This window comes from Streptomyces sp. NPDC093546, assembly GCF_044765045.1.
In the GTDB taxonomy this organism is placed as follows: Bacteria; Actinomycetota; Actinomycetes; order Streptomycetales; family Streptomycetaceae; genus Streptomyces.
Map to the genome: position 1 here is coordinate 172,085 of NZ_JBIWJG010000001.1, position 21,563 is coordinate 193,647.

Sequence of the window (21,563 nt, forward strand, 5' to 3'; positions counted from 1 at the left end):
CGATGCGGAAGATACTCATCGTCGGAGCCGGTCAGTCCGGTCTCCAGCTGGCCCTCGGACTCCAGTCGCAGGGGTACGAGGTCACCCTGATGTCCAACCGCACGGCGGACGAGATCCGGGCCGGCCGGGTCATGTCCACGCAGTGCATGTTCCACACGGCGCTCCAGCACGAGCGGGACCTGGGCATCAACTTCTGGGAGTCGCAGGCCCCGAAGATCGAGGGCCTCGGCGTCTCCGTCGCGGGGCCGGAGTCCCAGCGGGTGATCGACTGGGTCGGCAAGCTGAAGGGGTACGCGCAGTCCGTCGACCAGCGCGTGAAGATGGCCGGCTGGATGGAGACCTTCGCCCAGCGCGGCGGCCAGCTGGTCATCCACGGCGCGGCCGTCTCCGACCTGGACTACTTCTCGCGCACGTACGACCTGGTGCTGGTCTCGGCCGGCAAGGGCGAGCTGGTGTCGATGTTCGAGCGCGACGCGTCGCGCTCCCCGTACGCCGAGCCGCAGCGGGCGCTGGCGGTCGCGTACGTGCACGGGCTCGGCCCGCGCCCGGAGCACCCGGAGTTCGAGGCCGTGCGGTGCAACCTGGTGCCGGGCGTCGGCGAGATGTTCATCATGCCGACGCTCACGACGACCGGCCGGGCCGACATCCTCTTCTGGGAGGGCATCCCGGGCGGGCCGCTGGACGTCTTCCAGGGCGTCAAGGACCCCGGCGAGCACCTCGCGCTCACGCTGGAGCTGATGGAGAAGTTCCTGCCGTGGGAGTACGCGCGGGCGACGAAGGTCGAACTGACGGACGCGAACGGCACGCTGTCCGGCCGCTACGCCCCGACCGTCCGCAAGCCGATCGGCCGGCTGCCCGGCGGCGGCCTGGTGCTCGGCGTCGCGGACGTCGTCGTCGCCAACGACCCGATCACGGGCCAGGGCTCCAACTCGGCGTCCAAGTGCGCGGCGACGTACCTCGACTCGATCGTGTCGCACGGCGACCGGCCGTTCGACGAGGCGTGGATGCAGCAGACGTTCGACCGCTACTGGGAGACCGCGCAGCACGTCACCAAGTGGACCAACGCCATGCTGGGCGTCCCGCCGGAGCACGTGCTGAACCTGATCGGCGCGGCCGGGCAGCTCCCGCCGGTGGCGGACCGCTTCGCCAACGGCTTCAACGACCCGGCCGACTTCGAGAACTTCTTCTACGAGCCGGAGAAGACGGCGGCGTACCTCGCCTCGGTCACCGCGTAGGGGCGTCGTAGCCCCCGTCGTAGCCCTCGTCCGAGCCCGTCGACGCGTCCGTCGGCAGGCTCGGCGGGGTGTACGCGTGCAGGGGGCGGGCGTCCGGGTCCGGGCGGACCGCGCCCAGCAGGGGGTTCGCGGCGAGCGGGGAGACCTTGACGCGGGCGCCGGGGCGCGGGGCCTGGATCACCTTGCCGTCACCGAGGTAGATCGCCACGTGCGTGGCCTTCGGGAAGTAGATCACCAGGTCGCCGGGGCGCAGCGCGCGCAGCGGGACCTTCGGGAGGGTGCGCCACTGCTCCTGGCTGGTGCGCGGGATGGTGCGGCCCGCCGAGGCCCACGCTTCGGAGGTGAGGCCCGAGCAGTCGAAGGAGTCCGGGCCCTCCGCGCCCCACTCGTACGGCTTGCCGATCTGTCCGGCCGCGAACTCCAGCGCCTCGTCGCCCTCCTCCGACGGGGTCAGGGCGGCGTCCGGCGCGGCCGTCGCGAGCAGCTCCCGCTGGGCGTCGGCGGTCTGGGCGTCCTCCAGGGCCGTCACCTCCGCCACCTGCTCCTCGGTGAGCGAGGCCAGCAGCTTCTCGACCTCCCTCAGCCGGGCGAGGGCCTCGTCGCGGGCCTCGCGCTGCCGCTCCGCGAGGGTCCGCTCCCGGTCCAGCGCCCGGCGCGACGCCGTCGCCAGCGCGTCGGCCCGCCGCTCCCCGCGCTCCAGGCGCGCCACCGTCGCGGCCTGTTCTTGCGCCGCGCGCCGCATCACGTGCGCCTGGTCGAGGGCGTGGTCCGGGTCGCGGGCCAGCAGCAGGCGCAAGGAGGCGGAGAAGTCCGTACGCCCCTGGTACTGCGCCCGCGCCAGCCTTCCCGCGGCCGCCCGGCCGCGCGCCAGCTCGTCGCGGGCCTTGCTCAGATCACCGGTGAGCCGCCGGGTCTCGGCGGTGTGCGCCGTGAGCGCCTCCTCGGTGGCGTTGTACGCCTCGGTCGCCTCCTCGGCCCGCTGGTAGAGCGTGCGCAGGCGGGTGAGCAGCTCGGCCACCGTCGGCTCGGCGGGCAGGGGCTCGTCCACGGGCTCGGACGCGGGGCCGGAGGCCGGCTCGGAGACGGGGTCCGATGCAGGCTCGGATACGGGCTCGGACACGGGCTCGGACGCGGGTTCCGGCCCGGGCTCGGCGGCGACCGGCGGGGCGCCGGCGGCGACCAGCACCGCCACCGTCATCGCCGCCGTACGGACGGCACGCAGCAGTCGTCCTGACACGTCATCACCTCCGCGGACATCCTGCGGCGGCAATGGTGCGAATAACTGATTACTGGGCGTTTCGGGGCATCGAGTTCACCCGACAGGCAGCGCGGAGCCGCGTCAGCGCGGGGGTTTGGACCACGGCCACTTCAGCTCGCGCCGCTCCCGGCCCCCGGGCGCGTACTCGTACTTCCACCCCCGCTGGAGCCCCAGCCGCCGGGTGTACCCGGACGGTACGCGGCGGTAGGCGTGGACCGTCGCCGGGCCGCCGTCCTCGGCCGGGACGGGGACCACGTACCACTTGGGCGGATGGCCCGTGAGGCCGGTCAGCACCGGCAGGACCCGGCCGTCCAGCGGGCCGCCGTAGAAGGGGGTGTTCTCGCTTCGCACACCCCCAGTGTCACAGCAGGTGCGCGGCCCCGCCGACCACGGGGCCCAGGCGGCGCGCCAGCGTGCCCACCGGGCCGTCCGCCGCCTCCCGGGCCAGCAGGGCCTCCACCGCGCGCGCCGTCCCGTGGTCCGTCGTCGCCGTCACCGTCAGCAGCGCGACGAGGTGGTCGACCAGCCAGGCGCGCAGCTCGGCGGCGGGCGGCTGCTTGCCCTCGTCCAGCCAGATCAGCGACGCCGCCTCGACCGCCGCTATCCAGGTGCGCACCATCATCCGCAGCCTGGGCCCGGGATCCGGTACGCCGAGGTGGAACAGGACCTGCTGGGCGGCGGCGCGCCGCACCTCGTCCACGATCGCGGTCGTACGGGACGTCTCGGCGACGCTGCCGCCCTGGAGCAGGGCGCTGAACCCGGTGTCGTGCTCGTCGACGAAGGCGAGGTACCGGTCGAGGACGCGGGCGAGCCGCTCGGTCGGCGGGCCCACGGCCGGTTCGGCGAAGCACAGCTCCAGCTCGTCGGCGGCCGACCGCAGGGCGGCCTCGTACAGCTCCTGCTTGCCGCCGGGGAAGTAGCGGTACACGAGCGGCCGCGAGACCCCGGCGGCCTCGGCGACGTCGTCCAGCGAGACGTCCTCGGGCGCGCGGTGCGCGAAGAGGGAGAGGGCGACGCCGAGGAGCTGGCTGCGGCGCTCCCCGACGCTGAGGCGTCGGTACGCGGGCGTGGCGGCACTCGTCATGCCCGCAGCGTAGCCGCGTACGCCCGCTGTGCCCCCGGTCAGGCGAGGAGTCCCGAGCTCTTCCAGAGCCTGCGGCCGGGGCCGCGCAGCACCCCGATGTCGTCGAGGAAGTCCGTCAGCCGCTTGGCGCCGGACTGCATGACCTCGCGCCGGTGGCCGCTCGCGCGGACCTGGGCGACGGCCTCGCGGCGGTCCAGGCCGATGTTCTCGTACACCTGCGGGTTGACGAAGCAGACGGAGAAGACGCGGGCCGCCTCACCGCAGCTGAGCCGGGTGAACTCCTGCTCCCAGCGCGGCGCCGTCACCATCTGGCGGCGCAACTCCTCGCGGGCGTACCGCACATGGCGCGCCTCCTCGACGACGTGGATGCGGGTGACGCCGCGCACCAGCGTCTGGACGCGCTCGTCCGGGAAGGTCAGGCGCTGCATCCAGTCGAGGATCTCCTCGCCGAGCAGCGTCGCCGCGAACGAACCGGGGGTGGTGGAGACGGTCTTCAGGACGCGCGCGAGGTTGTGGTAGAGCCGGGGCACCGGGTACGTCGGCGCGCCGCCCTTCTGGATCATGCGCGCGAACATCATGGAGTGGCGGCACTCGTCGGCAATCTCGGTGAGCGCGTACCGGACGTGGTTGCTGGTGACGGATTTGTCGTAGATGTGCCGTACGAGCAGCTGCATCAGGATGATCTCGAACCAGATGCCGAGGGAGGCGAGCGAGGCGGCCTCGTGGCGGGCCAGGTCCATGCGCTGCTCCTCCGACATCTTCCGCCACAGCGGGGTGTCGTAGAGGGAGACCAGCTCCGGCGGCCAGAACCACTTGCCCTCTTCGAGCGGGGCGTCCCAGTCGAGCTCCTTGTCGGGGTCGAAGGAGTGCTTGGCGGAGGATTCGAGCAGACGCTCGGCGACCTGCTCGCGGTCCCGGAGCGGGCCGAGCGCGTCGCGGAGGAGTCGTATGTCGCGTTCGGTCACGGTGGTCATGGTGGACGGCACCTCGCGCAGTTGGGGTTACTGGGGGTCATCCCTTATAAGACTGCCTGTCAGTAAGGCCGTCAATCCCCTGTGCGTGAACTTTGTTGACCCCGCGTCTACCACCGTGTGAGCCTGCAAGCACCGTTTGTGCACAGGAAGGAGCTGTCCGTGTCCACGCACGACCTCTACACCGGATCCCCGGGTGAGCCGATATGGGAGGTTCCGGCCACCGGCGCCGCGCGCTTCAGCTGGGAATACGACGATGGTCGTGACCGTCTGCTCGCCCTCTACCAGAAGGGCAAGGACAAGCAGTGGGACGGCGCGCTGCGCATCGACTGGGACCTGGAGGTCGACCCGTACGACCCGCTCGGCACACCGGACGAGGCGCTCACCCTCTACCACACGCGCCACTGGGCCAAGATGACGGAGCGGGACAGGGCCGAGCTGCGCAGGCACTACGCCTCCTGGCAGTTCAGCCAGTTCCTCCACGGCGAGCAGGGCGCGATGATCTGCGCCGCCCGCATCGTGGAGTCCGTCCCCGACATGGACGCGAAGTTCTTCTCCGCCACGCAGACGATGGACGAGGCGCGGCACGCCGAGATATACGGCCGGTTCCTGCACGAGAAGATCGGGATGCTCTATCCCATCAACGACAATCTGCAGGGCCTGCTGAACGACACCCTGCGCGACTCCCGCTGGGACATGCCCTACCTCGGCATGCAGGTGCTCATCGAGGGCCTGGCGCTCGCCGCCTTCGGCATGATCCGCGACACGACGAACAAGCCGCTGCCCAAGCAGATCCTCGCGTACGTGATGCAGGACGAGGCCCGGCACGTGGCCTTCGGGCGCATGGCGCTGCGCGACTACTACAAGCAGCTGACGGACGCCGAACTGCGCGAGCGCGAGGAGTTCGTCATCGAGGGCTGCTACCTGATGCGCGACCGGCTGCGCGGGGTGGAGGTGCTGGAGAACTTCGGCATCTCGAAGAAGGAGGCGGCGCTCGTCTCGGAGGAGTCCGGGACGCTGCGCCTCTTCCGCAAGCTGCTCTTCAGTCGGATCGTGCCCTGCGTCAAGGACATCGGCCTGTGGGGCGAGCGGCTCCAGAAGGCGTACCTCGACATGGGCGTCTTCGACCTCGGCGACTCGAACCTGGACCTGCTGATGACCCAGGACGAGGAGATCGCGGAACGGCTCGACCGCGAGCGCTTCGCGGTGGAGGAGGCGGAGCGCGTGGCCGAGGTGGCGGACGCGATCGCCCAGGGCGGGGGCGAGGGCGCAGGTGCGGGCGAGGCTGCGGGCGCGGCCTGAGGTCGTCCCCCGTGTCGTAGCCTGCGGGCATGAGCATGCCGCCTCCGCCGCCCCACCAGCAGCCGCCCGGCCCGGGCCCGTACGGGCCGCCGCAGCCGTACCCGCAGCAGCAGCCGTACCCCCCGCAGTCGTACCCGCAGCAGCCCGGCGCGTCCTACGGGCCGGGCTCCTACGGTGCGCCGCCGCCCCCCGCGCCCCCGAAGAAGCGGACCGGGCTGGTCGTCGGGATCGTCGCCGGGTCGCTCGCCGTGCTCGGCCTGCTCGCCTGGGTCGGCACGCAGGCCTACGACGCCGTCTCCGAGGCCGGCGGTTCCTACCCGGCCGCCGAGTACAAGCTGACGGCCCCCGTGACCGTCCTGTCCGGCACGTACAAGCTGACCAGCGACACCTCCGAAAAGGACGGCAAGGACGTCGAGGCGGAGGACGCGAAGGACCCCAGCGTGCGCGTCACCAAGTCCGTCGTCGCCACCTACACCGGTGAGCCGGGCAGCGCGCTGGTGGTGTCCGGCTTCTACGGACAGCTCAGGGCCCCGGACCTGACGCGCCGCCAGATCCTGGAGGGCGGCGCGACCGGCCAGGGCACCACGCTCGTCGTGCGGCCGAAGGACTTCAAGCCGGCCGGCGCCGACATCACCATCAGCTGCCAGGTGACGCGCTCCACCGACATGGGCACGACGAGCACCCTGCCGATGTGCGCCTGGGGCGACGGCAACACCGCCTCCTTCGTCGCCCTGGTCACCCCCGAGATCGCGGCGCAGCAGCCGGAGGACGTCGACCTGCGCGCGCTCGCCGAGACGACCGCGAAGGTGCGCGCGGAGCTCCGCAAGCCGCTGCGCTGACCGACTCGGGTGTCAGCCCAGGTCCGTCCCCGGCGGGAAGGTGGTGCGCAGGGTGAAGGCGTGCGCGGTCGGGCCGTGCTCCCGGAGGTGGAGGAGGCGCTTCTCGGCCTCCTCCACCGTGGGGCGGTGGCCCGCTTCCACCCACCACAGCGCGGTCATCGCCTCCTTGACCCGCTCGAACCACTCGTTGCGGCGGCCGAGCAGCTCCCGGTGCCGACCCCGGTACATAAAAGCGGTCAGGGCGTCGATGTCCCGCCACACCGTCAGGTTGATGATCAGCCAGTCGTCCCCGAAGACCGGCACGTCCGTCGCGTCGCCGCTCTCGCTCCGCAGCCGCCACACGAAGCCGTCCGCCGCCTCGGCCGCCGCGTTCACCGGGTCGAGCCCGTCGACGAAGTCCTTCAACTCCGGCGAGTCGAGCGGGAACTTGAGGCGGGAGATGTTCACCTGGGCGAGTTGGTACGCGAGTTCGTCGGACATGGGCGCACCATAATCACGGCCGTGACGGCTCCACCACGTCGTATCGCTGCGCGAGACGCCCTTCGGCGCGGTCCAGCGCCGCCTCCATCACCGACCGCGCGATCGGTGCCGCGCTGCCGCCGCCGCTGATGTCCTCGCGGTTGGCGGAGGCCTCCTCCACGACCACCGCCACCGCCACCGCCGGACGGCCCGCGTCCGCCGCCTGCGCCCAGCCGATGAACCAGGCGTACGGCGTGCCCGTGTTGCCCACGCCGTGCTGGGCGGTGCCGGTCTTGCCGCCGACCCGGGCGCCTTTGATCGCCGCCTTGCCGCCCGATCCGTGCTCCACCACGTCCAGCATCAGCTGCCGCAGCCGCATCGCCGTCACCGGCTGCATCGCCTGCCGGTAGGAGCGGCGCACGGTCTGGGCGACGGTCCTGCCGCCCGAGGTGGTGGTGCGGTCCACCAGGTGGGGCTGGGCGAGGTCGCCGCCGTTGGCGACGGCCGCCGCGACCATCGCCATCTGGAGCGGGGTGGCCGTCGTGTCGTACTGGCCGATGGCCGAGAGCGCGAGCTGGTCCGCCGTCATGTCGGTGTCGAAGTTCGACCGCGCCACCCGCGACGGGATACGCAGCGTCTCGTCGTTGAAGCCGAAGCGCGCCACCGCGTCCAGCATCCCGGCCAGCCCCACCTTCACCCCGAGGTGCGCCATGACGGTGTTGCACGACCAGCGGATGGCGTACGAGAGCGAGGCGTTGGCGCATCCGGTCGCCTCGTTGGGCAGCTCCGTACGGGTGTTGGGCAGCAGGTACGGGTCGGGGGCGCCGGTCGGGGCGTCGACGTCCGTGACGATCCCGGCGTCCAGTGCCGCCGCCGCCGTCACGATCTTGAAGGTGGAGCCGGGCGGGTACGTCTGCCGCAGCGCCCGGTTCAGCAGCGGCCGCCCCGGCGCCGCGTTCAGCCGCGTCCACGCGGAGGTCACCGCCTCACCCGTGCCGGAGAGCAGACCCGGGTTGTACGAGGGGCTCGTCACCAACGCCAGGACCCGCCCGCTGGACGGCTCCAGGGCCACGACCGCGCCGCGCCTCCCGTCCAGCCCTTCGTACGCGGCCCGCTGGAGCACCGGGTCGACGGTGGTGACGACCTGGCCGCCGGGGCGGCGGGTGCGGCTGAGGTCGTTCCAGAAGGGGAAGGGCGCCAGCAGCGGGCTCGTCCCGGACAGGACGGCGTCCTCGGCGTTCTCCAGGAGGGTGGTGCCGTACGTCTGCGAGGCGTAGCCGGTGACCGGCGCGTAGAGCGGGCCGTCGCGGTAGGTGCGCTCGTAGCGCAGCGGCTGGCCGGTGTCGCGCGAGCCGGTGACGGCCTGGCCGCCGACGAGGATGTCGCCGCGCGGCTGGGCGTACCGGGCGATCGTGGGGCGGCGGTTGGCGGGGTTCTTGTCGAGCGAGGGGGCTTCGACGATCTGGACGCGCGCGGCGTTGACGAGGAGCGCGACGAGCAGGACGAAGCTCAGGGCGGCGGCGCGGCGGATGTGGCGGATCACCGGGCGGCCTCCGTGACGGTGGCGGTCTTCGGCCGCTCGTGGTCCCGCCCGGGCTCGGGCTCCGGTTCGGGGGCGCGCGCCGAGTCGCTGACCCGGATCAGCAGCGCCACGATGATCCAGTTGGTGACGACCGACGAGCCGCCCTGGGCGAGGAACGGCATCGCCATCCCGGTGAGCGGGATCAGCCCCATCACGCCGCCCGCGATGACGAAGACCTGGAGCGCCACGATGGAGGCGAGCCCGGTCGCCAGCAGCCGGCCGAAGGGGTCGCGCAGGGCGAGGCCGGTGCGGTAGCCGCGCGCGACGAGGAGCGCGTACAGCAGGAACAGCGCGGTGAGGCCCGCGAGGCCCAGCTCCTCGCCGACGGTGGCGAGGATGAAGTCGGACTTGGCGGCGAAGCCGATGAGGGTCGACTTGCCGAGGCCCAGGCCCGTGCCGAGCATGCCGCCGGCGGCGAACGCGAACAGCGACTGGGCGAGCTGCCCCGGGCCCTGGCCCGCCTCGATGGACGCGAAGGGGTCCAGCCAGTCCTCGACCCGCCCGTTGACGTGCGGCTCCAGGCTGCCGACGACGAAGGCGCCGACCCCGGCGAGCAGCAGGCCGACGGCGATCCAGCCGATCCGGCCGGTCGCCACGTACAGCATGATCACGAAGAGGCCGAAGAAGAGGAGCGAGGTCCCGAGGTCCCGCTCCAGGATCAGCACGCCGACGCTCACCACCCAGATCGCCACGATCGGGCCGAGGACCCGCCCGGCGGGCAGCCGCAGGCCCCGGACACGGCCCAGGGCCTGGTGGTTGACCGCGAGGTACGCGGCGAAGAAGACGGCGAGCAGGATCTTGGCGAACTCGCCCGGCTGGAAGGACAGGCCGCCGATCCGGATCCAGATCTTGGCGCCGTTGACGGCCGGGAAGAAGATCGGCACGGAGAGCAGCACCAGCGCGGCGGCGACCGAGACGTACGCGTACCGCTGGAGCAGGCGGTGGTCGCGCAGGAAGACGACGGCGACGATGAACAGCCCGACGCCGAGGGTCGACCAGACGAGCTGCGTGGGCGCGGCGTGGTCGCCCGGGGTCTCCAGGTCGAGGCGGTAGATCAGGACCAGGCCGAGGCCGTTGAGCAGGACCGCGATGGGCAGGAGCAGCGGGTCGGCGTACGGGGCGCGGAGGCGGACCGCGAGGTGCGCGAGGAGCGCGAGGAGGCCGAGCCCGGCGCCGTAGGTGGCGGTGTCCGGGGGCACGGCGCCGTCGCGGGCGAGGCCGACGGCGGCGTAGCCGTACACGGCGATGAGCGCGGCCGCGACGAGCAGCGACAGCTCCACGCCGCGGCGCTTGCTCGGGGGCGGGGCACTCGGTGCGGTCATGGTCCGCAACGTAGCAAGAGGTGGGAGGAATCTGGCGTTATGTCACATTTTTTCCGTTCGGGAGGTGTCGCGGTCCGGGTCGTCCGTGAGGTCGACGTACTCCGGGAGGGTCAGGCGGGCCTCGGCGCCACCGTCGGGCGCGTTCGCGAAGGCCAGCTCCGCGCCGATGGCGGCCGCCTGGCCCGCCGCGATCGTCAGGCCGAGGCCGTGCCCCTTGGTGCCGCTCTCGGTGCGGAAGCGCTGCGGGCCGTGCTCCAGGAGGTAGGGCGGATAGCCCGGGCCGTGGTCCCGCACCGTCACCACCGGGCCGTCCACGGTGAGGGTGACGGGCGGGCGGCCGTGCTTGTGGGCGTTGGCGACGAGGTTGCCCAGCACGCGCTCCAGGCGGCGCTTGTCGGTCTCCACGCGCGCGTCGCGGACGACGCGGACATGCGTGTCGCCGCCGGACGGGCCCCCCGACGCGCGGGCCGCGCGGGCCGCGCGCTCGGCGAGCGGGCCCAGGTCGTGGACGTCGAGGTCGACCTGCTCGGTGCGGGCGTCCAGCCGCGAGATCTCCAGCAGGTCCTCGGTCAGCGCGCGCATCGCCCGCACCCTGTCCCGTACGAGCTCCGCCGGGCGGCCCGGCGGCAACAGTTCGGCCGCCGCCGAGAGGCCGGTCAGCGGCGTCCGCAGCTCGTGCGCCACGTCCGCCGTGAAGCGCTGCTCGCTCAGCAGCTTGTCCTGGAGGCTGGACGCCATCGTGTCCAGCGCCACCGACACCGTCGCGACCTCGTCCTGGGGGCGCGACGGATCCTTCGTACGGGGATCGTGGACGCGCGCGTCCAGGTCGCCCGCGCTGATCCGCCGCGCCACCTGCGCCGTCAGGTGCAGGCGCCGCGTAACCCGGGTGACCGCGAAGGAACCCACCAGCAGCGTCGCGCCGATGGCCAGCACCGAGGACCCGACGATCGCCTGGTCCAGGCCGCTGATGGTGCGCGCGCTCAGCGAGTAGTCCACGCGCACGGCGAGCGCCCGGCCGTCGGCGGGCCCGGCCGCCCACATGGTGGGCCGGTCCTCGAAGTCCGCCACCACCGTGCCCCGGCGGCCGCCGGTGGCGAGGTCGCGCAGGGACGGCGGCAGGCCGGGCGGGTCCACCCCCGCGAACCGGGGGAGCGGCTCGCCCGCCTCGTAGGCGGCCGTGACCTCCTCCAGCCGGTCCAGGGCCTTCTCACGGGCCGACTCGACGGTCTGGCGGCTCACGGAGACGTGGACGAGGGCGCCGAGGAGCGCCGCCAGGGCGCAGCACATGACGGTGATGAAGACCGCGGCCTTCCAGGTCAGCGTCGCGGTCCAGGCGGGCAGGCGGGGGCGACGGGGACGGTGCGGACGGCGGGTCTGCCGTGCGGCCGCGCCTCTCCACCGCCGAAGGTCGCGCCGCGCGGTCACGGGGCGCCCCGCGAGGTCTCCGGCGCCGGCGTGGGCGTGGGCGTGGGCGCCGTGTCCGGGCGCGGCGCGGACGGCTTGACGCGGATGATCTCGTCGCGCGTCGGCAGCATCGTCCGCTGCTGCCCGTCCCACGTCCACGCCGTGCGGTACTCGTAGCCCGGGATGCCCGCCGAGACCACGCGCGTCACCAGGTCCTTGCCCGCGAGCTCCACGCTCACGATCTGCTCCACCGTGGACATGATCCGCGTCAGCCCGCCCCGCTCGGGCAGGTAGACGCGCAGTCCCAGCTGCTGGTCCGGCATCCGGATGCCGACGATCAGCTCGTCCCTGCCGTCGCCGGTCAGGTCCCGGTGGTACGGCGCGAGCACCGGGCACGCCTTGGGCTCGCTGCCGCACCGCTCGATGCGCCGGGCCGTCCCCTCGTCCATGCCGTCCGGGCCGCTGTACTGGTCCGGGTGCGCGGCCACCTCCGCCCGGACGACCGCCACGGGGTCCACCCCGCGCACATCGCCGTCCGGGACGCGGATGCCGGGGACGCGCTCGGTGTCGCTCTCGCCGTAGTCGATCGGCGGCGCCGTCACCGGAGGCAGGTCGGGCCAGAGGCGCACCGGTCCGACCGCCGTCGGCGTGGGGCCCGCGCTCTCCAGGGCGCCCGGGTCGTCGCAGCCCGCCAGCAGCAGCGTGCCGAGCGCGGCGGCGGGCAGCAGGAGCGCCGCGTACGCGGCACGGCGGTGCGGGCGGCTCACGGTGGTCCTGGTGCTCCTGCTCTCGGCCGGGCGGCGGTCTCGTCGACCTCGTTCGTCCCGTCAACCTTATTCGTACGGAAGTCCCTTTTGTCGACCGGTGGTGGCCGGTCGGTGGCCCAGCCCCCGGCGGCACAGCGCCAGCAGCTTCTCGTCATGGTGGATGTCGTGGTCGCCGGAGCTGCCCTCCGAGACGTTGTGCCGGCGCTGCCGGGCCAGCTCGCTGCGCAGCAGCGGCGCGGCGGGCTGGGCCGCCAGGGGCCCCAGCTCGGCGAGGCACTCGGCGATCTCCACCCGCGTGTAACGGTTCTCCCGCCAGGCCGACACCAGCACCGGCAGCGCCTCCTGCACGTCCCCGGTCACCCGGCACAGCGCCACCGCCGCGTCCACCCGCAGCCACAGGTCCGGCGCCGTCAGGCAGGCGCGCAGCTCCGGCGCCGCCGCCCGGGCCGCGCCGCCGATCGCGCCCACCGCCCACGCCGCCTCCCGCCGCTCGTGCGCGTCCGGCGCCCGCAGCAGGGCTCTGAGCCTCGGCAGGACGGGCCCGGCGTCGCCGTCCACCGCCCACAGGGCCCGGGCGGCCATGCTCACCAGCCCCGCCGAGCCGTCGCCCAGCAGCGCCCGCAGGTCCTCGGCCGCCTCGCCCGCCGCCGGGCCGAACGCCGCCACCGCGCGCAGCGCCGACTCCACCACCCACTCGCGGCGGAAGGCGGGCGCCCCGCGCAGCACCCGCAGCACCTCCGGCAGCGCCTCCACCGCCCGCAGGTGCGCCAGCGCCAGCAGCAGCGGCCCCGCCTGCTCGCTGAGCCGGTCGTCCAGCGGCAGCCCGGCGAGCCGGCGCCGCAGCGGGGGCGCGAGCGGCGCGGCCGCCTCGCCGAGGTGCGGCACCGCGTACATCAGGTGCACGTTGAGCTCGGGCTCGTCCAGGGCGCAGGCCAGCGCGGGCACCGCCCGGGCGTCGCCCGCGCGGGTGAGCGCGAGGAGGGCGCTGCCCAGCCAGGCCGGGCCGCCCACCCGCTCCGGCTGCCAGGGCGCCGGATCCGCCGCCACCCGCGCGGCCAAGTCGTCGGCGGCCGGGCGGGCCAGCTCGAACAGGCCCTCCAGCCAGGCCGCCGCGGCGGTCCGCAGCCGCGGCTCGGGGTCGGTCAGCTGCGCCCCGACGAGCCGCACCACCTCGTCGTACGTCCCACGCCACGTCTGGACCAGGCCCCCGCACATCCACACGGCGTCGGCCCGCTGTCCCCAGTCGGGGCTGCGCAGCTGGTACGTGACCAGCCCGATGCGGTCCTCGACCCGGTCGTCCAGGGCGCAGTGCAGCGTCCGCAGCAGGTCGTCCGCCCATGCCGTGCCGCACCCCGCCCCCTGCTCGTCGCACCCCTCCCGTACGTACCCGGCGGGCGCCGGCGACCACAGCGGGCGGCCGAACGGCTCGATCTCCAGGGCCGGCTCGATCTCCAGGGCGGGCTTCACCTCCAGGACGGGCTTCACCTCCAGGGCCGGCTCCGGGCGCGGGCTCCGCCGCAGCTCCGCCAGCAGCCCCGTCACCCGCGCCACCACGTCCGACGGCAGCCGCGCGGGCGCGCACCGCGCCAGCTGGGCCAGCGACGCCAGCCGCAGCGCCGGGTCCTGGGCGGCGTCCGTCAGCCAGGCGAGCCACTCCGCGGTCTCGTCGCGCAGCGACTCGTAGCGCAGCGCGATCCGGCCCACCGCCTCGACCAACGCGAGCCGCACCTCCGTGTCGGTCTCGACGGTCAGCCGCTCCCGCACCAGCAGCAGCACCCGGGCCGGGTCGCCGTGCAGGGAGGCCAGCGCGCCGGGCGCGGCGAGCCGCACCTCGCGGTCCCCGTCGCCCAGCAGCCCGAGGAACACGTCCGAACCGGCGGCGACGGCGGCCGACGCCATCGCGTAGTTGGCCGCGTCCTCGAACTCCTCGTCCTCCGGGTCCAGCGCGGCGAGCTCGTCGTCGCCGCCCAGGTCGATGCCGCCGATGCTGGTCAGCAGCTCGATGATGCAGCCGCGGTCCTGCACCTCGGGGGACGCCACCAGCTCCAGCAGGAACGGGATGCAGGCCAGCGTCGAGTCGTACACATCGCCCTGGTGGTGCACCGTTCCGTACATCCCGTCCAGCGCGGCCTCGCGCTCCGCCGGGTCGTCGGAGGCCAGCCCGCGCAGCAGCGCGGGCACGTCGTCGGCCGGTCCGTAGGCATGACCCAGCGAGGCCCAGTCGACCTCGTCGATCCCCGTGAACATGCCCATCCCTCCCCGTGAACACTGCACTTGGGGGCAATAGTGCACCACACGGGCGGCCACCATGACCCGCCAATCGGACACGCATCGCCACCGTTCCGACACGCCCGCCGCACGGCTGTCGCAACGCGTCGACCCACGTCTTGCCGCCCGCGAGCGGGCCTGTTCCCATGGGCGTGGGGGTGATGCGGCATGAGCGGACTGCGGGTCACGCCGACCCGCCGGTACGGCCGGGACCGGCTGCACGTCAGCCTGCCGGACGGCCGCGCGGTCGCCTGGTACGACCGGGACAGCGGCCGCGTCAGCCTGCTCCACGACGCGTACGAGGACGCCGTCATGGCGGCCCTCGCGCCCTTCGTCACCGGGACCGTCACCATCGGGCCGCCACCCGTCCCCACCCCCGCCGACCTGCGGCGACTCTCCCTCCACCCCGACGACGACCTCGCCCCCAACCGCCCCGGCGAGGCCCTCCACCTCGCGCTCGGCCGGACCCCGCCGCGCCGCTTCGGGCGCGATCCCCGCCCCGCCGAGCTCGCGGCGCAGCAGCGTGTCGGCGAGGCGCTCGACCGGCTCGACGGGGCCGGCTGGCGTGTCCTGCACTCCGTACCGCTGCCGGGCGCGGCGCGCCTGGACCACCTGGCGATCGGCCCCGGTGGCGTGTTCGCGGTGCGCACCCTCGCCGCCCGCGGGCGCCGGGTGCGGATCGCCGACCCGGACGTCGCGGTGGGCCGCGCCGAGCCGCGCCCGCACCTGCGGTGGCTGCGCCGCGACGCCGAGCGGGCCGCACACGCCCTGGCCACGGCGGTGCGGCCGCTCCTCGCGGTGACGGACGCGGGCCTGCTGGACCGGGTCCCCGACCCGCGGGACGTGCGGGTGGTGCGGGACGGCGAGATCCCGTCGCTCGCCGGGCTCGGCGGTGTATTGAAGCCCGCGGACGTGGCGGCGCTGTACGCGACGGCACGCGACCGCCGCAGCTGGCTCAGCCTTTGAGCCGCAGCACCGTCGTCACCGTGTGCCGGGTCGTGCCCGTCGCCACCTCCGCCGTCACCTCCGGCGGTACGGAGCGGTAGGCGACGTCGCCGATGCCGACCGCCTGCGCGGTCGCCGGCTCGCCGGGCGTGAGCGCGCGCAGGGCCGTGCCCGCGCGGGCGCGCAGCGCGGGCGGCAGGGGGCTGGAGACCACCGGGACGTCGTCGTCCGGCAGGACGAGCACCAGCGCGGCGGGCCGTTCGCGCGCGCCCGTGAAGCCGACCACCACCGCGTCCTTGGTGTCGGTGTGCCGGTACTTGCGCCACACCCGCTTGCCCGGCTTGTACGGCTGGTCGAGCCGCTTGATCACCAGCCCCTCCACGCCGATCTCGGGCAGCGTCTCGTACCAGGTCTCCGCGAGCTCCGGGTCGGTCGTCATCGGCACCGCCTGGATCGGCGGCCCGAGCTCCGCGAGCAGCTCCACCAGCCGCTCGCGCCGCCAGTCGTAGCGCACCGGCCGCAGGTCGGCGCCGTCCGCCGCGAGCACGTCGAAGGCGGCGTACGAGGCGGGCAGCCGCCGCGCGAGCCCGGGGGCGCGGCCGGGTGTGGCGAAGGCCCGGCCCTGCACGGCGGCGAAGTCGGTGCGGCCGTCGCGCCAGACCACCACCTCGCCGTCGAGGACGGTGCCCGCCGGGAGGTGGCGTGCGGCCTCGGCGAGGTCGGGGAAGGCGGCGGTGATGATCCGCCCGGAGCGGGCCTGGAGCACCACGTCGTCACCGCCCTGGCGGAAGATCACCATCCGGTGCCCGTCGAACTTCGGTTCGTACGCCAGTCCCGCCTCGCGCGGCAGCGCGCCCACCGTCTCGGCGAGCGCGACCCGCACGGGCGGTCGCGGAGCGGCGGCGGCCGCGGCCCCGGTCATGGCAGGGCCCCCGCGAGGTCCGGGTCGAGCAGGGGCGCGAGGAGGTCGCCGTACCGCTGGAGGCGCGGCGGGAGGTCCTCGATGCGGAAGGCCAGCTGGGAGGGGTGGCCGCAGGCCTCGACCTCCTCCCAGGTGACGGGGGTGGAGACGACCGGCTCGCGGCGGGCCCGCAGGGTGTACGGGGCGGCCGTGGTCTTGGCGGCGGCGTTCTGGCTGTGGTCGACGAAGACCTTGCCGGGCCGCAGCGCCTTGGTCATCCGGTGCACGACCAGCCCCGCGAGCTCCGCCTCCGCCTCGACGGCGAGCTTCTTCGCGTACGCCGAGACCCGCTCGGAGGGCGCCCGCTCCAGCGCCGCGTACAGGTGCAGGCCCTTGGCGCCGGAGGTCTTGGCGTACGCCTCCAGGCCGTCGGCGGCGAGCCGGTCGCGCAGCCAGACGGCGACGTGGCAGCACTCCACGACGGTGGCGGGCGCGCCCGGGTCGAGGTCGAGGACGAGCCGGTCGGCCTCGGCGGGGGCGTCGGCCCGCCACTGCGGGGTGTGGAACTCCACCACCAGGTTGGCGGCCCACATGAGGGAGGCCAGGTCCTCGACCACCACCTGGCGCATGCCCTTGTCCTCCGACCGGGGGACGGGCACGGTCCGCACCCAGGCGGGGGTGCCGGGCGGCGGGTTCTTGGTGAAGAACAGCTGGCCGTCGGGGCCGTCGGGGTAGCGCAGGAAGGACAGCGGGCGGCCCTGGAGGTGGGGGAGCAGGACGGCGGCGGCGGTCGCGTAGTAGTGCAGGATCTCGCCCTTGGTGGTGCCGGTGGCGGGGTGGATGACCTTGTCCAGGTTGCTGAGCGCCAGCCGTCGCCCCTCCACCTCGGTGATCGGCGTCATACGATGAGAATCCCATGAAACCGGGACGAACGGGATGAAAGGGACGAACCGTGCGGTCCATTTGGAATGGTGCGATTTCCTTTGGCCTGGTCAGCATCCCCATCAAGCTGGTGAACGCCACCGAGAACAAGTCCGTCTCCTTCCGGCAGATCCACGTCGAGGACGGCGGCCGCATCCGCTACCGCAAGGTGTGCGAGCTGGACGGCGAGGAAGTGCAGACGTCGGAGATCGGCAAGGCGTACGAAGAGGCCGACGGCACGATGATCCCGATCACCGACGAGGACCTGTCCGCGCTGCCGCTGCCGACCGCCAAGACGATCGAGATCGTCGCCTTCGTCCCGGCGGCGGAGATCGACCCGCTCCAGATGGACGCGGCGTACTACCTCGCCGCGAACGGCGTCCCGGCCGCCAAGCCGTACACCCTGCTGCGCGAGGCGCTCAAGCGCAGCGACCGGGTCGCGATCGCCAAGTTCGCCCTGCGGGGGCGGGAGCGGCTGGGCATGCTGCGGGTCGTCGACGACGTGATCGCCATGCACGGCCTGCTCTGGCCCGACGAGATCCGCGCCCCCGAGGGCGTCGCCCCCGACACCCACGTGACGGTGCGGGACGCCGAACTCGACCTCGCGGACGCCCTGATGGACACGCTCGGCGAGGTCGACATCCACACCCTGCACGACGACTACCGCGAGGCGGTGGAAGAGCTCATCGCCGCCAAGGCCGAGGGCGCCCTGGAGGTCCCGTCCGAGCCCAGGAAGGAAGCGGGCGGCCAGGTCATCGACCTGATGGCCGCCCTGGAGAACAGCGTCCGCGCCGCCCGCGAGGCCCGCGGCGAACCCGCCCCCGCGGAGGCCTCGGTGACGGAGCTGTCCCCGCGCCCGCGCAAGAAGGCGCAGGCGGCCCCGAAGGAGACGGGCGCGAAGAAGTCCACCGCGAAGACCGCGAAGTCCGCGAAGGCGGCCGAGTCCGGACAGAAGAAGCCGGCCGCGTCCCACAAGTCCACGTCCACGTCGAAGGCGTCGAAGGCGGCGGAGAAGAAGCCGGCGGCGAAGAAGACCACCGCCAAGAAGGCGGCCCCGCGCAAGCGCTCGGCGTGAGGGGCACCGACGGTCACGGCTTGCTCGTCGCCCTGAACGCCACCGGCAGCGTGCTCACCCCCCGTACGAAGTTCGACGCCAGCCGCGGCGCCGGGCCCGTCACCTCGAAGGACGCCACCCGGGCGCGCAGTTCGGCCAGCATCGCCCGGATCTCCACCCGGGCGAGCTGCGCGCCGAGGCAGAAGTGCGGACCGAAGCCGAAGGTGACGTGCCGGTTGGGGTCGCGCCCCACGTCGAAGCGGTCCGGGTCGTCGAACGCCTCCTCGTCGAAGTTGGCCGACGCGCACCACAGCGTCACCGCGTCCCCCGCCGCGATCCGCGTGCCGTCCCCCAGCTCCGTGTCGACCGAGGCCCTACGGCCCACATGGGCCACCGGCGTCGTCCAGCGCAGGATCTCCTCGGCGGCCGGTTCGACCAGCGACGCGTCCGCCCGCAGCCGCGCCCACTGCCCGGGGTGCGCGGCCAGCGCCTGCAGCCCGCCCGCCATCGACAGCCGGGCCGTCTCGTCGCCGCCGATGATGAGGTTGTAGCAGTTGAGGAGGGTCTCCTCCTCGGTGAGCGGGCGCCCGTCGACCGTGCTGGTCACCAGCAGGCTGATGATGTCGCTGCCCGGCGCCTCGCGCCGCTCGGCCGCCAGCCGCAGGTAGTAGCGCATGATCTCGCTCTGCGCGATCCGCGCCTCGACGGACGCCGCGGCGCTCTCGTCGCCCAGCATCGCCGCGTTCGTCAGGTCCAGCACCCGCGCCCGGTCCGCCGCCGGCACGCCCAGCAGCTCGCAGATCGCCCGCAGCGGCACCTGCGCGGCGACCTCCGCCACGAAGTCGACGGACTCTCCCGCGCCGCTGCGCGCCACCGCCTCCGCCAGCAGCTCCCGCGTCGCCCGCGCGATCGACTCCGTCACCGGCCCCAGCTGCCGGGGCCCGAACCCGCCGGACAGCAGCCGCCGCAGCGCCGCGTGCCGCTCGCCGTCCGTCACCACGAGCATCTTCCCGGCCCCGCGGTCGTACCCCTGGAGGAGCGTGGCCAGCATGTTCCCGCCCTCCGACGAGAACGTCCGCGCGTCACGCAGCGCCCGGGTCACGTCCGCGTGGCGCGTCACCACCCAGAAGCCCGGCACGGCCGCGCCCCGCGCGGGGTCGACGGGCTGCCAGCGCACCGGTTCCCGGCGGCGCAGCTCCCGCCACACGCCGCGCAGGTCCTCCTCGGCGTGCACGCGCGGATCGAGCAGGTCCACCGCCGTGCGGGGCACGGTCACGACTCCGCCTCCGCCTCGAACTCGTCGAGCAGCGCGTCCAGTTCGTCGTCCCCGGCCCGCAGCTCCACGATCCGGGCCGCCAGCTCGGCGAGGGTCAGCTGCTCCAGGAACAGGTCGATCGGTACGTCGATGCCGAAGTCGTCGCCCATCCGGGACACCAGGTGCACGGCCGTGAGCGAGTCGCCGCCCGCCTCGAAGTACGTCCGGTCCAGGGCCTCGTCGGACGCGTCGAGACCCAGCGCCTCCCGCAGCGCCGCCGCCACCGCCGCCTCCAGGTCCGCCTCCGGCGCGGCAGGCTCCTGTACGTGCTGTACGTGCCCTTCGAGCGTGAGCGCGCCGAGCCGCTCGCCCGCGAACGGGTACGTCGGCAGGCCCACCCGCCGCGTGCCCTCCGGCGCCTCCGGCCAGGCGACTTCCCCGCCCGCCAGCCACACCTCACCCAGCGGGTGCGGGTCCCGAACCCCGGCGGCCAGCTTCTCCGCGGCCTCGCCCGGGCCGGAGGCGACGACGTACGTCCGTACCGGCAGGGCGGTGCGCCCGGTGCGCAGGGTGTGCGCCACCGCGGCGAGCGGCGGCGCGTCCGACGCGCCCAGGGTCTTTGCCAACCACCCGGTCAGGGAGTGCAGTTGCTCCTCGGTGCGGGCCGATAGCGGCAGGACGAAGGGGCCCTCGGCGGGAGCGGGGGCCGGCCGCGGCGGCGCCTCCTCCAGCACCACGTGCACGTTGGTGCCCCCGATGCCGACCGACGTCACGCCCGCCAGCCGGCCCGTCCCGTCGGCCGGGCGCGGCCACGCGGCGCCCGCCTCCGTGACCAGCCGGAACGGCGACAACTCCAGGTCCGGATGGGGCGACTCGACGTTGACCGTCGGCGCGAGCGTGGAGTGCTCCAGCATCAGCACCGTCTTGATGAAGGCCGCCACCCCCGCCGCCGCGTCCAGGTGTCCGATGTTCGACTTGACCGACCCGAGCCGGACGTGGGACGCCCCGGCGAACGCCGCGCCCGCCGCAGCCAGTTCGATGCGGTCGCCGAGCTCCGTGCCCGTCCCGTGCGCCTCCAGGTACTGCGCCCGCGCCGGGTCCAGACCGGCCGCCTCCCACGCCTCCACGATCGCCGCCGTCTGCCGGTCGACGCCCGGAGCCGTGAACCCGACCTTCGTCGCGCCGTCGTTCGTCACCGCCGAGCCGCGCACCACCGCGCGCACCGGGTCGCCGTCCGCCAGCGCGTCCTCCAGGCGCCGCAGGACGACCACGCCGACGCCGTTCCCGGGCACGGTCCCGGCCGCCTTCTCGTCGAAGGGCCGGCACCGCCCGTCCGGCGAGTAGATCCCGCCGTCGACGTGGACGTACCCCCGGGGCCGTACGGAATCGACGCAGACGCCGCCCGCGAGCGCGGTGTCGCACTCGCCCAGCAGCAGCGCCTGCGCCGCCAGGTGCACGGCGGTCAGGGACGTCGAACACGCCGTCTGGACGTTGATGCTCGGCCCGTCGAGCCCCAGCCGGTACGAGATCCACGGCGCCAGGAACTCGCGGTCGGTGAGGATCCGCACCTGGGTCGCGCCGATGCGGGCCGCGAGCTCCCGGTCGGTGGCGGCGGCCAGCGCGTGCTCGGTGGGCGAGCCGCCGACGTACACACCCGTACGGGCGGGCGCCCGCAGGGGGTCGTACCCGGCGTCCTCCAGCGCCGCCCACGCCGTCTCCAGCAGCAGCCGGTGCTGCGGGTCGAGCGCGGCGGCCTCGGCGCCGTGGAAGCCGAAGAGCCCGGCCTCGAAGCGGTCGGCGTCCGCGAGGAGCCCCTTGGTGCCGACCTCGCCCGCCGGGGCGTCGAAGTCCGTCAGCGAGCAGACGCCGCCCTGGAGGTTCGCCCAGTAGGCGGCCAGGTCGGGGGCGCCGGGGAAGCGCCCGCTCATGCCGACGACGGCAATCGCGCCATCGGGGACGCCTCCGGGGACGCCTTCGGGTACGTCGTTCATCGGTT

Annotated in this window: 19 protein-coding genes; 5 read left to right on the forward strand and 14 right to left on the reverse strand. The window is 74.1% G+C overall.

From position 1 onward, the window contains the following. Positions 1-2: 2 nt before the first annotated feature. Positions 3-1,235 carry a styrene monooxygenase/indole monooxygenase family protein gene (locus tag ACIRNI_RS00820; RefSeq protein ID WP_403547112.1) on the forward strand — a complete coding sequence of 411 codons (1,233 nt, stop codon included), beginning with the start codon at positions 3-5 and terminating at the stop codon, positions 1,233-1,235. On the opposite strand, the gene ACIRNI_RS00825 is transcribed toward ACIRNI_RS00820, so the two are convergent. From ACIRNI_RS00825 to ACIRNI_RS00840, 4 genes are all read right to left on the reverse strand, one after another. Further along, positions 1,225-2,472 (reverse strand): NlpC/P60 family protein, encoded by a 1,248-nt coding sequence (locus ACIRNI_RS00825; RefSeq protein WP_403547114.1) that lies wholly within the window; start codon positions 2,470-2,472, stop codon positions 1,225-1,227. The genes ACIRNI_RS00820 and ACIRNI_RS00825 overlap by 11 nt on opposite strands. Before the next feature lie 102 nt (positions 2,473-2,574). Beyond that, positions 2,575-2,844 (reverse strand): hypothetical protein, encoded by a 270-nt coding sequence (locus ACIRNI_RS00830; protein ID WP_355366480.1) that lies wholly within the window; start codon positions 2,842-2,844, stop codon positions 2,575-2,577. A gap of 10 nt (positions 2,845-2,854) precedes the next feature. Then, positions 2,855-3,577, reverse strand: a complete 723-nt coding sequence (locus ACIRNI_RS00835) for a TetR/AcrR family transcriptional regulator (protein WP_403547115.1) — start codon at positions 3,575-3,577, stop codon at positions 2,855-2,857. A gap of 38 nt (positions 3,578-3,615) precedes the next feature. Continuing rightward, positions 3,616-4,551, reverse strand: a complete 936-nt coding sequence (locus tag ACIRNI_RS00840; protein WP_403547116.1) for a diiron oxygenase — start codon at positions 4,549-4,551, stop codon at positions 3,616-3,618. A 159-nt stretch (positions 4,552-4,710) separates the two neighbouring features. Here ACIRNI_RS00840 and ACIRNI_RS00845 point away from each other — a divergent pair, with 159 nt between their 5' ends. Together ACIRNI_RS00845 and ACIRNI_RS00850 are read left to right on the forward strand one after the other, a co-directional pair. Continuing rightward, entirely contained in the window at positions 4,711-5,850 is a 1,140-nt protein-coding gene (locus ACIRNI_RS00845; RefSeq protein WP_403547118.1) for a ferritin-like domain-containing protein, read from the forward strand. Between the two features lie 29 nt (positions 5,851-5,879). Next, the gene (locus tag ACIRNI_RS00850; RefSeq protein ID WP_403547120.1) at positions 5,880-6,689 is read left to right on the forward strand and encodes a hypothetical protein; all 810 of its coding nucleotides are present in this window, start codon (positions 5,880-5,882) and stop codon (positions 6,687-6,689) included. Between the two features lie 12 nt (positions 6,690-6,701). On the opposite strand, the gene ACIRNI_RS00855 is transcribed toward ACIRNI_RS00850, so the two are convergent. The 6 genes from ACIRNI_RS00855 to ACIRNI_RS00880 all read right to left on the reverse strand — a co-directional run bounded on the left by ACIRNI_RS00855 (position 6,702) and on the right by ACIRNI_RS00880 (position 14,470). After that, positions 6,702-7,169: a DUF3291 domain-containing protein gene (locus tag ACIRNI_RS00855; protein ID WP_403547122.1), complete on the reverse strand. Its 468-nt coding sequence runs from the start codon at positions 7,167-7,169 to the stop codon at positions 6,702-6,704. Between the two features lie 13 nt (positions 7,170-7,182). Further along, complete coding sequence (locus ACIRNI_RS00860) at positions 7,183-8,691, reverse strand: penicillin-binding transpeptidase domain-containing protein (protein WP_403547124.1); 1,509 nt, start codon at positions 8,689-8,691, stop codon at positions 7,183-7,185. Continuing rightward, positions 8,688-10,052 (reverse strand): FtsW/RodA/SpoVE family cell cycle protein, encoded by a 1,365-nt coding sequence (locus ACIRNI_RS00865; protein ID WP_403547126.1) that lies wholly within the window; start codon positions 10,050-10,052, stop codon positions 8,688-8,690. Before ACIRNI_RS00865 ends, ACIRNI_RS00860 begins: the two co-directional genes overlap by 4 nt. 42 nt (positions 10,053-10,094) lie before the next feature. Further along, positions 10,095-11,393, reverse strand: coding sequence for an ATP-binding protein (locus tag ACIRNI_RS00870; protein ID WP_403547760.1), 1,299 nt, complete (start codon positions 11,391-11,393; stop codon positions 10,095-10,097). Positions 11,394-11,473: 80 nt separating this feature from the next. Beyond that, complete coding sequence (locus ACIRNI_RS00875; RefSeq protein WP_403547128.1) at positions 11,474-12,223, reverse strand: hypothetical protein; 750 nt, start codon at positions 12,221-12,223, stop codon at positions 11,474-11,476. Between the two features lie 66 nt (positions 12,224-12,289). Further along, positions 12,290-14,470 (reverse strand): PBS lyase, encoded by a 2,181-nt coding sequence (locus ACIRNI_RS00880; RefSeq protein ID WP_403547130.1) that lies wholly within the window; start codon positions 14,468-14,470, stop codon positions 12,290-12,292. A 189-nt stretch (positions 14,471-14,659) separates the two neighbouring features. Between ACIRNI_RS00880 and ACIRNI_RS00885 the strand changes: the two genes are divergently transcribed. After that, positions 14,660-15,457: a nuclease-related domain-containing protein gene (locus ACIRNI_RS00885; protein WP_403547132.1), complete on the forward strand. Its 798-nt coding sequence runs from the start codon at positions 14,660-14,662 to the stop codon at positions 15,455-15,457. On the opposite strand, the gene ACIRNI_RS00890 is transcribed toward ACIRNI_RS00885, so the two are convergent. Both ACIRNI_RS00890 and ligD read right to left on the reverse strand, forming a co-directional pair. Further along, on the reverse strand, positions 15,447-16,358 hold the full coding sequence (locus tag ACIRNI_RS00890; RefSeq protein WP_403547134.1) for an ATP-dependent DNA ligase: 912 nt from the start codon (positions 16,356-16,358) through the stop codon (positions 15,447-15,449). The genes ACIRNI_RS00885 and ACIRNI_RS00890 overlap by 11 nt on opposite strands. Continuing rightward, complete coding sequence (gene ligD, locus ACIRNI_RS00895; protein WP_403547136.1) at positions 16,355-17,239, reverse strand: non-homologous end-joining DNA ligase; 885 nt, start codon at positions 17,237-17,239, stop codon at positions 16,355-16,357. The genes ACIRNI_RS00890 and ligD overlap by 4 nt, the downstream gene beginning before the upstream one ends. Positions 17,240-17,289: 50 nt before the next feature. Between ligD and ACIRNI_RS00900 the strand changes: the two genes are divergently transcribed. Continuing rightward, entirely contained in the window at positions 17,290-18,333 is a 1,044-nt protein-coding gene (locus ACIRNI_RS00900) for a Ku protein (protein ID WP_403547138.1), read from the forward strand. Positions 18,334-18,346: 13 nt separating this feature from the next. On the opposite strand, the gene ACIRNI_RS00905 is transcribed toward ACIRNI_RS00900, so the two are convergent. Next, positions 18,347-19,588, reverse strand: coding sequence for a cytochrome P450 (locus ACIRNI_RS00905; RefSeq protein WP_403547140.1), 1,242 nt, complete (start codon positions 19,586-19,588; stop codon positions 18,347-18,349). After that, positions 19,585-21,558: a beta-ketoacyl synthase N-terminal-like domain-containing protein gene (locus tag ACIRNI_RS00910; RefSeq protein WP_403547142.1), complete on the reverse strand. Its 1,974-nt coding sequence runs from the start codon at positions 21,556-21,558 to the stop codon at positions 19,585-19,587. Before ACIRNI_RS00910 ends, ACIRNI_RS00905 begins: the two co-directional genes overlap by 4 nt. Positions 21,559-21,563 lie beyond the last annotated feature (5 nt).

Coding starts and splice junctions, on each gene's coding strand:
- ACIRNI_RS00910 (WP_403547142.1), bottom strand. CDS start 21,558: ATGAACGACGTACCCGAAGGCGTCCCCGGAGGCGTCCCCGATGGCGCG.
- ACIRNI_RS00890 (WP_403547134.1), bottom strand. CDS start 16,358: ATGACCGGGGCCGCGGCCGCCGCCGCTCCGCGACCGCCCGTGCGGGTC.
- ACIRNI_RS00820 (WP_403547112.1), top strand. CDS start 3: ATGCGGAAGATACTCATCGTCGGAGCCGGTCAGTCCGGTCTCCAGCTG.
- ACIRNI_RS00865 (WP_403547126.1), bottom strand. CDS start 10,052: ATGACCGCACCGAGTGCCCCGCCCCCGAGCAAGCGCCGCGGCGTGGAG.
- ACIRNI_RS00835 (WP_403547115.1), bottom strand. CDS start 3,577: ATGACGAGTGCCGCCACGCCCGCGTACCGACGCCTCAGCGTCGGGGAG.
- ACIRNI_RS00855 (WP_403547122.1), bottom strand. CDS start 7,169: ATGTCCGACGAACTCGCGTACCAACTCGCCCAGGTGAACATCTCCCGC.
- ligD (WP_403547136.1), bottom strand. CDS start 17,239: ATGACGCCGATCACCGAGGTGGAGGGGCGACGGCTGGCGCTCAGCAAC.
- ACIRNI_RS00850 (WP_403547120.1), top strand. CDS start 5,880: ATGAGCATGCCGCCTCCGCCGCCCCACCAGCAGCCGCCCGGCCCGGGC.
- ACIRNI_RS00880 (WP_403547130.1), bottom strand. CDS start 14,470: ATGTTCACGGGGATCGACGAGGTCGACTGGGCCTCGCTGGGTCATGCC.
- ACIRNI_RS00840 (WP_403547116.1), bottom strand. CDS start 4,551: ATGACCACCGTGACCGAACGCGACATACGACTCCTCCGCGACGCGCTC.
- ACIRNI_RS00885 (WP_403547132.1), top strand. CDS start 14,660: ATGAGCGGACTGCGGGTCACGCCGACCCGCCGGTACGGCCGGGACCGG.